Below are 8,323 nucleotides of genomic sequence, written 5' to 3'. Positions count from 1 at the left end.
GGGAGGCGGTGGGCTTCGCGGAGTTGCAGCAACTGGACGGTCCACTCGATGTCGGCGAGACCGCCGCGGCCGAGCTTGGTGTGGGTGGCGCGGTCTGCTCCGCGCGGGAGTCGTTCCGCGTCGACGCGCGCCTTGATCCGGCGGATCTCCATGATGTCGCGCTCCCCGATGCCGTTCGCCGGGTAGCGCAGCGGGTCGATGAGCGCACGGAACGCCGTACAGAGGTCGTTGTCGCCGCAGAGCGGGTCGGCGCGTAGCAGAGCTTGGGCTTCCCAGACAGCAGACCACCGCGCGTAATAGGACGCGTACGACGCCAGTGTCCGAACCAGAGGTCCTTGGCGGCCCTCGGGGCGCAGGTCCGCGTCGATCGCGACCGCGGGGTCGGCCCCCGGGAGCGACAGCAGCCGGCGGAGTTCGGTGGCGGCTTGGGTGGCGAAGTCGGCGGCGGCCTTCGGGTCGGCGCCGGGCAGCGGGTCGTGGACGAACATCACGTCGGCATCGCTGCCGTACCCGAGCTCGTGCCCGCCGAAGCGGCCCATCGCCACGATCGCCATCCGCGTCGGCTCGGGCGCGCCCTTCGCGACGGCCTTCCGTGCGACCTCGAGCGCCGTGCTCAGCGTGCCGATCGAGATCCCGGTCAGCGCGTTGCCGACCGCCTCGACATCCAGCAGCCCGGACAGATCCGCGGCCGCCACCCGGAACAACTCGCGGCGACGAACCGCGCGAATCGCGGCCACTCCGGCTTCGGGCTGATCCTGCCGGCCGGCCGCGGACGACATCTCGGTCCGCAGCCCATCCGGCGTCCGCGGGACAAGCTCGCGTTCGTCGGCCAACATCGCGGTTGCTTCGGGAGCACGCTGCAACAGATCAACGGCGTACCGGCCGCTGGCGAGCAGGTGGGCGAGGCGCTCGGCCGATGCGCCTTCGTCACGGAGCTGGCGCAGGTACCAAGGCGTCGAGCCGAGGCTGTCCGAGATGGTCCGGAACGCGAGCAGACCCGCATCCGGGTCAGGCGATTCCGCGAACCAACCGAGCATCGCGGGCAGCAGCGCCTTCTGGATCGACGACCGCCGCGACACCCCCTCGGACAATGCCTCGATGTGCCGCAGCGCCGACGCCGGGTCGGCATACCCGAGGGCCGTCATCCGTTGCCGCGCCGCCTCCGGCGTCAGCCGAACCTCGACACCAGGAATCCGCGCAACCGCCGCGAGCAGCGGCCGATAGAACAGCTTCTCGTGCAGGCGCCGTACCTCCAGCGCATGCTTCTTCCACGCCGATGTCAGATCAGCGACCGGGTTCTTGGTGAAGCCCAGCGAACGACCGAGCCGCCGCAGGTCCGCCTCGTCCTCGGGCACCTGATGCGTACGCCGCAACCGGTAGAGCTGGATGCGGTGCTCCATCGACCGCAGGAACCGATACGCATCAGCCAGTACGGCGCCATCCGTGCGACCGACATAACCGTTGCTCGTGAGCGACTCGAGCGCGATCAACGTCGTACCGCTGCGCACTGTCTCGTCGCTCCGCCCATGCACAAGCTGCAGCAGCTGGACGGCGAATTCGACATCACGCAATCCGCCCGGACCAAGCTTGAGCTGTCGATCGACATCGGCCGCCGGGATGTGGTCGATCACCCGGCGCCGCATCGCCTGCACATCGCCGACGAATCCTTCGCGGTCGGCCGCGGACCAGCTCAGCTTGCCGATCCGTTCGACGTACTCAGCGCCGAGGTCGGCATCGCCGGCCACCGGTCGCGCCTTGAGCAGCGCCTGGAACTCCCAGGTCTTCGCCCAGCGCTGGTAGTAGGCCAGGTGACTCTCCAGCGTGCGGACGAGCGGACCGGACTTGCCCTCCGGACGCAGCGCCGCGTCGACCGGCCAGAGCGTGCCCTCGCCGGTGTGATCGGAGCAGATCCGCATCGTGGCCGCGGCCAGTTGCGAGGCTGTCTTCAGGGCCGGCGCTTCGGCTTCGCCTTCCAGGGGTTCAGCGACGAACAGTACGTCGACATCGCTGACATAGTTGAGTTCGCGGCCACCACACTTGCCCATGGCAATGATCGACAGCCGGCAGTCGGACGCCTCCGGATGCGCGACGAAGTAGTTGTTGCGCGCGATCTGCAGCGCCGTCTCCAACGCTCCCCCGGCCAGATCAGCCAGTACGGCGGCAGTCTCGTCGACCAGTAGTCCCTCGGCGAGGTCGCGGGCGGCGAGCCTGAGCAGCAACCGGCGGTATTCGACCCGCAGCGCGTCAACCGGCTTGTCCGCGTCAACCGCCGTGGCAAGCTTCGCCGCGACATCCTCGACCGACGGGCGGGAGCCGGTCAACGTCGGATCGGCCAGGTCGTACCAGTGCCGCGGATGAACGCTGAGGTGCCGCCCGAACGCCTCACTCGCACCAAGCACGAAGATCAGCCGGCGGCGGAAGTCGCGGTCCATCTCGATCGTGCGGGCGAACGCACCGACGTCGTACTGATTGCGGTCGAGCGCCTCAACCATGCTGAGCAGACTGTGCAGGGCCAGATCCGGATCGGCCGACTCGGACAGCGTCGTGATCAGCGACTCGGTGGCAATCGGGCCGTGCGGATGGAGCGCATCGAGCTGCTGCAGCAACTGCGCTGCCCGCTGCGGATCGGCGAACCCCAGCCGAACCAGTCGACCTTCCCCGGTCCCTCTTTGCGCATCCGACACGACGCTCAGGCTACCCAGTCCACAGCGTGCCGTTACACGGCCGTCGGCCACGTCGCATGACAGAATCTCGGCAGAAGCGCGGGGGCGTTGCGGCGGAGTCTAAAGGGGATTGCAGTCAACACACGGAGTTGCCTGGCGTATTCAGGCTGTAGTCGGCATGATGAGTCCTCATGGTCATGATGACGGGGTCGCTCGCTGTTCGGGGCATGGTGGTCTGGTTGACGCCCCAGCAGGGTGGGCGGGTGTCCGGGCCGCCCGAGCCGGACTACGACTACGACTACACGGGCACAGCTTTCCTCCCACCGCGGACCGCCGAGGACGGGCAGGCGGGCGTCTGCCTGCGCCGCTTCGCGCCCGGTGCCTGGCGGACGCCGGTCGAGGGGATTCTCGTTCCTGGACAGGAAAACCGGGCCCAGCAAGTGGTCCCCGGCTGTCTGGTGGTGATCACCGAAGGCGTCCGGCCGGTCGCGTTCCTCACGGTCGAGGAGGTGCACGCGATGGCCGACGACGGTACGCCGATCATTCCGCCGGCGCCGGTGATCGAGCCGGCCGAAGCGATACCCGTCGTACCGATGGATCCGATCGAGGCGCCGTACCGGCACTCGACGGCGACCGCGCGGTTCACAGCTCCCACGGAGGACTCGGCCGAACCTCTCACGGCCGAGCCCAGCCCGGACGAGCTGCTCAAAGCCGCCAACTCCCTCTGAATAACACTCTGTTGCAATCCAGCTACTAAGTGTTACTTTCGGAAGTATGGCCCACTGGAGACGTGCACTCGCCATCCTGCTGGTCGCTGCTGTGGTGCTGGTGATTGAGAGCTGGACCGTGCATGCGGCTCCGACGCTCTTCAAGAACTGCACCTACACACGGATGCCTGACGGCGGCAGCGTGCGGCCGCCGTTCTCGCTGGCGCCGCTCCTCGGCTCGGTGAAGGTCACCGTCAAGACCGACCGCGGCACACTCGAACTCCGGCTCGACCGGCAGAACGCGCCCTGCGCGGTGCACAGCTTCACGCACCTCGCGCTCCAGCGGTACTACCACGGGACCCCGTGCCCGCGTCTCACCCGGGCGATCCTCGAGTGCGGCGCGGGGCGGCCCGGGTACCGGTTCCCCGCCGAGCTGACCGGCAAGGAGAAGTACCACCGCGGCGTGGTTGCCCTCAGCAAGGAAGGCGCCGGCAACGGCGGCGCGTTCTTCCTCGTCCACGGCGTCCACGGCGCGCCAGCCGGCTCCACCATCATCGGTGCCGTCAGCAACGGCCTCACCGTGCTCGACCGCATCGCAGCCGAGCCCCGGAAGCCCGTACAGGTCTTAGAGGTGCTGGTCGGTTAGAGGACCGGGAGGAGCTTGTTGAGTTCGAAGGGCGTGACCTGGCGGCGGTAGTCCTGCCATTCGGCGCGCTTGTTGCGGAGGAAGAAGTCGAAGACGTGTTCGCCGAGGGTTTCGGCGACGAGTTCGCTCTCCTCCATCGCGTGGATGGCCTCGGCGAGGCTGCCCGGTAGCGGCTTGATGCCGAGGGCCTTGCGCTCGCGTGGCGTCAGCGACCAGACGTCTTCTTCGACCTCGCGCGGCAGCTCGTAGCCCTCCTCGATGCCCTTCAGCCCGGCAGCGAGCATCAGCGCGAAAGCGAGGTACGGGTTGGCGGCCGAGTCCAGCGAGCGGAACTCGACGCGCGACGACTGGCCCTTGTGCGGCTTGTACATCGGCACGCGGACGAGCGCGGAGCGGTTGTTGTGACCCCAGGAGACGAACGACGGTGCTTCGTCGCCGACCGCGAGCCGCTTGTACGAGTTCACCCACTGGTTCGTCACCGCGGTGATCTCGGCCGCGTGGTGCAGCAGGCCGGCGATGAAGGCGCGACCAGTCTTCGAGAGCTGGTACTGCGCTCCGCCCTCGAAGAAGGCGTTGCGGTCGCCCTCGAACAGCGACATGTGGGTGTGCATCCCGGAACCGGGCTGGTCGCTCAGCGGCTTCGGCATGAACGAGGCATAGATGCCCTGCGACAGCGCGACCTCCTTCACCACGACGCGGAACGTCATGATGTTGTCGGCGGTCGACAGCGCATCGGCGTACCGCAGGTCGATCTCCTGCTGGCCCGGCCCGCCCTCGTGGTGGCTGAACTCGACGGAGATGCCCATCGACTCAAGCATCGTGATCGCCTCACGGCGGAAGTCGTTGCCGATGCCCTGCGGGGTGTGGTCGAAGTACCCGGACGAGTCGACCGGCTCCGGCGTCGTACCGGGGGCGCCGAGCAGCGACTTGAACAGGTAGAACTCGATCTCGGGGTGCGTGTAGAAGGTGAAGCCGAGATCGGCAGCCTTCGACAGCGTCCGCTTCAGCACGTGCCGCGGGTCAGCGAAGGACGCGGATCCGTCCGGCATGTTGATGTCGCAGAACATCCGCGCCGTCCCCATGGTTTCGCCGCGCCACGGCAGGATCTGGAACGTCGACGGGTCCGGCTTGGCCAGCATGTCCGCCTCGGTCACCCGGGCGAACCCCTCGATCGCGGAACCGTCGAACCCGATCCCCTCGGCGAACGCGCCCTCCAGCTCGGCCGGGGCGACCGCCACCGACTTCAGGAACCCGAGCACATCGGTGAACCAGAGCCGCACGAAACGTACGTCGCGCTCCTCGAGTGCGCGCAGTACGAACTCCTGCTGCTTGTCCATTACGGTCCACCTCGCTCATCAGGTTGTGCGGCCCTCACACAGTGTGCCCCGCCTCTGTTAAGCAGACGTTACGTGCTGCAGGCGACATGCCGCCTATCAGGCCCTACCGTGTCCCTCGTGCAAATGACGTTCCGGGTCGCGTTGGTGATCGCAGCGCTCCTGTGTCTGAGCGATCTGCTGCTCTCGACGGCACGCTTCGTGCAGTCGGTGCGGAAGCGCCGGCCGGCCGAGCGCGACGTCCTCGGGCGGCGTTGGCTGCCGCTGCCGGAGATCGGGTTCGGCATGGCCGCGTTCTGTTTTCCCGGTCTGATCACGCTCGGGCTGACCCACCACGACGCCGACAACCTGCCGACCCGGCAGATCCTGCTGGTCGCGTTCGTCTTCGGGTACGCCGGTGCTGTCCTGTCCAGGGTGGTCCGGACCCCTGGGCCGGGTGGGCGCCGGTTCCGGTTACGCGCCGGCCTGCTGCTCGGCCTGCCGGCCGCTTTCGGGCTGTTCTTCGGTCTTGCGGGCATCTCGGGCTAGACGCTTCTTCCGGAACCAGGGCACGATCCGCTCCAGCGGAGCGAAGGCGAGCCAGCAGACCACGGTCGGCAGGAAGTGGATCAGCAGGATCGCCGTGTTCGCCACGTGGAAGCCGAGGAAGAACAGTGCCCCGAGCAACTGCCACTTGCCCTTGAGCCAGAGGATCACCGGCGAGAAGAACTCGGCGATGAACCCGACCCACTGCATCACGTGCAGCATCCACGGGTGGTGCAGCAGCCACTCCCCGACCGGATGCGGCCGCCGGACGATCGCCCAGGTCAACACCGCACTGCCCGGCCAGGTGAACTTCCACCCCGGGCTGCGCACCTTCGCCACCCAGGACAGGAAGTACGTCGCGATCACGCAGATCTGCACGCACCGGACAGCCCAACCGGCCGCCTCGGACCGCGTCTGATCCCCGAACGCCGCCCTGCCGCGCTTCTGGCTCTTCACGGTCGGAAGGACCCAGAGCGCGATCACGAGAGCGAGGTGGTCGTGGTCGACCTTCCCGTCGCTCATCCCGATCAGCACCCACCAGGTGAATGCCGGGGCGATGACCCAGCCGGCCACGCGGGGGAACCAGTTCGTGGCGCCGATCAGGCAGGCCACGATCAGGACGACGTACAGGGCGGTGGTGTTGGCGACCGAGGGCTTGGGGAGGTCGAAGATCCGGGCCAGGAGGAGCGGTTGGTAGAGGCCCGGGTGCTCGCCTTTGAGTCGCGTGTCGCGAACGAACGCGTGCATGTCAAGGATGACGAAGAGATAGAGGACCGTCCGCAGCCAGGCGACCCGGGCCAGCGCGATCTTCGGCGTGAACCAGCCAGCGACCCTGGCGCCTAGCGGGGGCTTCACGGTGGCGCTCATCGGCGCACCTGCCAGGTTGCGAGCACCTCAGGTGTCGGCGGGCCTTCGACCCGGCCCTTCACCAGTTGGGTGGTGTCGCGGATCAGTTCGAGTTTCACGTACTGCGGCTGGTCGGCGTGCTTCTTCTTCCAGCCGTCCGCGACTTGCTGCAGGAGCGACGGGTCCTTCTCGATCTCGCCGGTCCGCGCCTCGATCTCGGCCCGCGCGACACCGGCACCCTCGATATTCAGCGGTACGTCGACCGTCGTACCGGCGTCGGTTTCCGCGCTGATCCGGGTGAAAGTGACCGCGTAGTCATCGGGGACCGAGCCGGCGTACTGCGACATCGGCCCGAACGGCCACGCGTCGTCCGACGCCCGCGCCGAGCCGTTCACCAGCAGCACGATCCCGACCACCGCAACCGCTACTCGGGCCGCCTTGCCGACCCGCCCGAGTTTGAGTTCACCTTCCGTCACCCGACGTATTACACCAGAGCGCGGTGTCCCGGCTTGCGATCCCGGTAGGTGATCCAGCGGATGAGCTTCTCGAAGGGGCCGCGGTAGTTGGCTCGGCGCATTCGGTCGGCGAGGAGGACGGTGGCCAGCCAGGTCGCGATGGCGAGTAGCGCTGTTGTCGTGGTGGTGAGGTTGTCCGAAAGGTCGAGCAGGTACGGCGTGAAGACGAGTGCCCAGACGACCGATTGGCTGAGGTAGCAGGTCAGCGAGCGTTGACCGACGGCTGCGACTGCCAGGGTGATGGGGCCGCTACTGAGCTTGCGGGCGATCAGCACGATCAGTGCGGCATACCCGAATCCGCCGAAGACACCGGTCGCGTCGTGCAGTGGGCCGAGGATGCTGAGGGCGTGATTACTCGGCCGGTCGATGATGCCGCCGACAACCAACGACACCGGCAGGCCGCCGATGATCGCGATGGTCAGTCCGGCGACGGCCGTCGTACGGAGCAGGGTGAGGTGTTCGTCCGGGCGCTCCAAGATGCGCCGGCGGCCGGCCCACAAGCCGATCAGGAACGGAGTCACGAAACCGATCCAGCCCAGCATGGCGATATACGGCTGCACCAGGATCCGCTCGCTGAACTGCTCGGCCAGATTGTGCGGCAGCATCGCCGGGTCGAAGCCCTCCGACATCGTCGAGAACGAGTCGTCAGTAGGCAACGCGGTCAGCACCAGCACGAACGCCGCCACCCCGAACAGCCAGCCCGTCTTCCACCTGAGCGCCCACACGCCCAGGAACAGCAAGACGCCGTACGCCGCCAAAATGTCGCCCACATAAAGCAACATCGCATGCGCGAACCCCAGCACCACGAGCACCAGACTCCGCCGCCACAACAGCTTCCGGATCGGCCACCACTCCCGCCCCGCCTCCCGCTGCCGCCGCACAATCTGCGCTACCCCATAGCCGAACAACACCCCGAACATCGGAAACGCCCGCCCGTCCACGAACGTCGCGATCACCGTCGCCACCCCGCGATCCACGACCGACCCATCCGTCGGAAATCCACCGAACGCGTTGGCCCCCGCCACGAAGTAGTGCGAGTTCGCAAGCGCAATGAACAGCAACATGAACCCCCGAGCCAAGTCCGGCC

At 67.6% G+C, this 8,323-nt stretch carries 8 protein-coding genes; 3 read left to right on the top strand and 5 right to left on the bottom strand.

The features are described from left to right. A partial coding sequence (locus E1263_RS40980; RefSeq protein WP_132177637.1) for a bifunctional [glutamine synthetase] adenylyltransferase/[glutamine synthetase]-adenylyl-L-tyrosine phosphorylase occupies positions 1-2,684 on the bottom strand: 2,684 nt, incomplete at its 3' end. Between the two features lie 170 nt (positions 2,685-2,854). Between E1263_RS40980 and E1263_RS40975 the strand changes: the two genes are divergently transcribed. Further along, a complete protein-coding gene (locus E1263_RS40975; protein WP_238162030.1) occupies positions 2,855-3,391 on the top strand; it encodes a hypothetical protein in 537 nt (178 codons plus the stop codon). A 46-nt stretch (positions 3,392-3,437) separates the two neighbouring features. Then, a complete protein-coding gene (locus E1263_RS40970; protein ID WP_132177635.1) occupies positions 3,438-4,016 on the top strand; it encodes a peptidylprolyl isomerase in 579 nt (192 codons plus the stop codon). Here the strand turns inward: E1263_RS40970 and E1263_RS40965 are convergent. Next, positions 4,013-5,353 (bottom strand): glutamine synthetase family protein, encoded by a 1,341-nt coding sequence (locus tag E1263_RS40965; RefSeq protein ID WP_132177633.1) that lies wholly within the window; start codon positions 5,351-5,353, stop codon positions 4,013-4,015. The genes E1263_RS40970 and E1263_RS40965 overlap by 4 nt on opposite strands. 123 nt (positions 5,354-5,476) lie before the next feature. Here E1263_RS40965 and E1263_RS40960 point away from each other — a divergent pair, with 123 nt between their 5' ends. Next, positions 5,477-5,878, top strand: coding sequence for a hypothetical protein (locus E1263_RS40960; protein ID WP_132177639.1), 402 nt, complete (start codon positions 5,477-5,479; stop codon positions 5,876-5,878). Here E1263_RS40960 and E1263_RS40955 read toward each other — a convergent pair. From E1263_RS40955 to E1263_RS40945, 3 genes are all read right to left on the bottom strand, one after another. Beyond that, positions 5,804-6,742: an HTTM domain-containing protein gene (locus tag E1263_RS40955; protein WP_132177631.1), complete on the bottom strand. Its 939-nt coding sequence runs from the start codon at positions 6,740-6,742 to the stop codon at positions 5,804-5,806. The genes E1263_RS40960 and E1263_RS40955 overlap by 75 nt on opposite strands. Further along, complete coding sequence (locus tag E1263_RS40950; protein ID WP_238162029.1) at positions 6,739-7,197, bottom strand: hypothetical protein; 459 nt, start codon at positions 7,195-7,197, stop codon at positions 6,739-6,741. The genes E1263_RS40955 and E1263_RS40950 overlap by 4 nt, the downstream gene beginning before the upstream one ends. Before the next feature lie 8 nt (positions 7,198-7,205). Then, positions 7,206-8,323 (bottom strand): DUF418 domain-containing protein (locus E1263_RS40945; protein WP_132177627.1); only part of this gene is annotated, 1,118 nt, incomplete at its 5' end.

It is taken from the genome of Kribbella antibiotica (genome assembly GCF_004349055.1).
In the GTDB taxonomy this organism is placed as follows: Bacteria; Actinomycetota; Actinomycetes; order Propionibacteriales; family Kribbellaceae; genus Kribbella; species Kribbella antibiotica.
This window is presented reverse-complemented; position numbering and strand designations above follow the sequence as displayed.

What these genes read in the sequence shown, in the direction of transcription:
- E1263_RS40960 (WP_132177639.1), top strand. Translation starts at nt 5,477, where the DNA reads ATGACGTTCCGGGTCGCGTTGGTGATCGCAGCGCTCCTGTGTCTGAGC.
- E1263_RS40965 (WP_132177633.1), bottom strand. Translation starts at nt 5,353, where the DNA reads ATGGACAAGCAGCAGGAGTTCGTACTGCGCGCACTCGAGGAGCGCGAC.
- E1263_RS40975 (WP_238162030.1), top strand. Translation starts at nt 2,855, where the DNA reads ATGGTCATGATGACGGGGTCGCTCGCTGTTCGGGGCATGGTGGTCTGG.
- E1263_RS40970 (WP_132177635.1), top strand. Translation starts at nt 3,438, where the DNA reads ATGGCCCACTGGAGACGTGCACTCGCCATCCTGCTGGTCGCTGCTGTG.
- E1263_RS40955 (WP_132177631.1), bottom strand. Translation starts at nt 6,742, where the DNA reads ATGAGCGCCACCGTGAAGCCCCCGCTAGGCGCCAGGGTCGCTGGCTGG.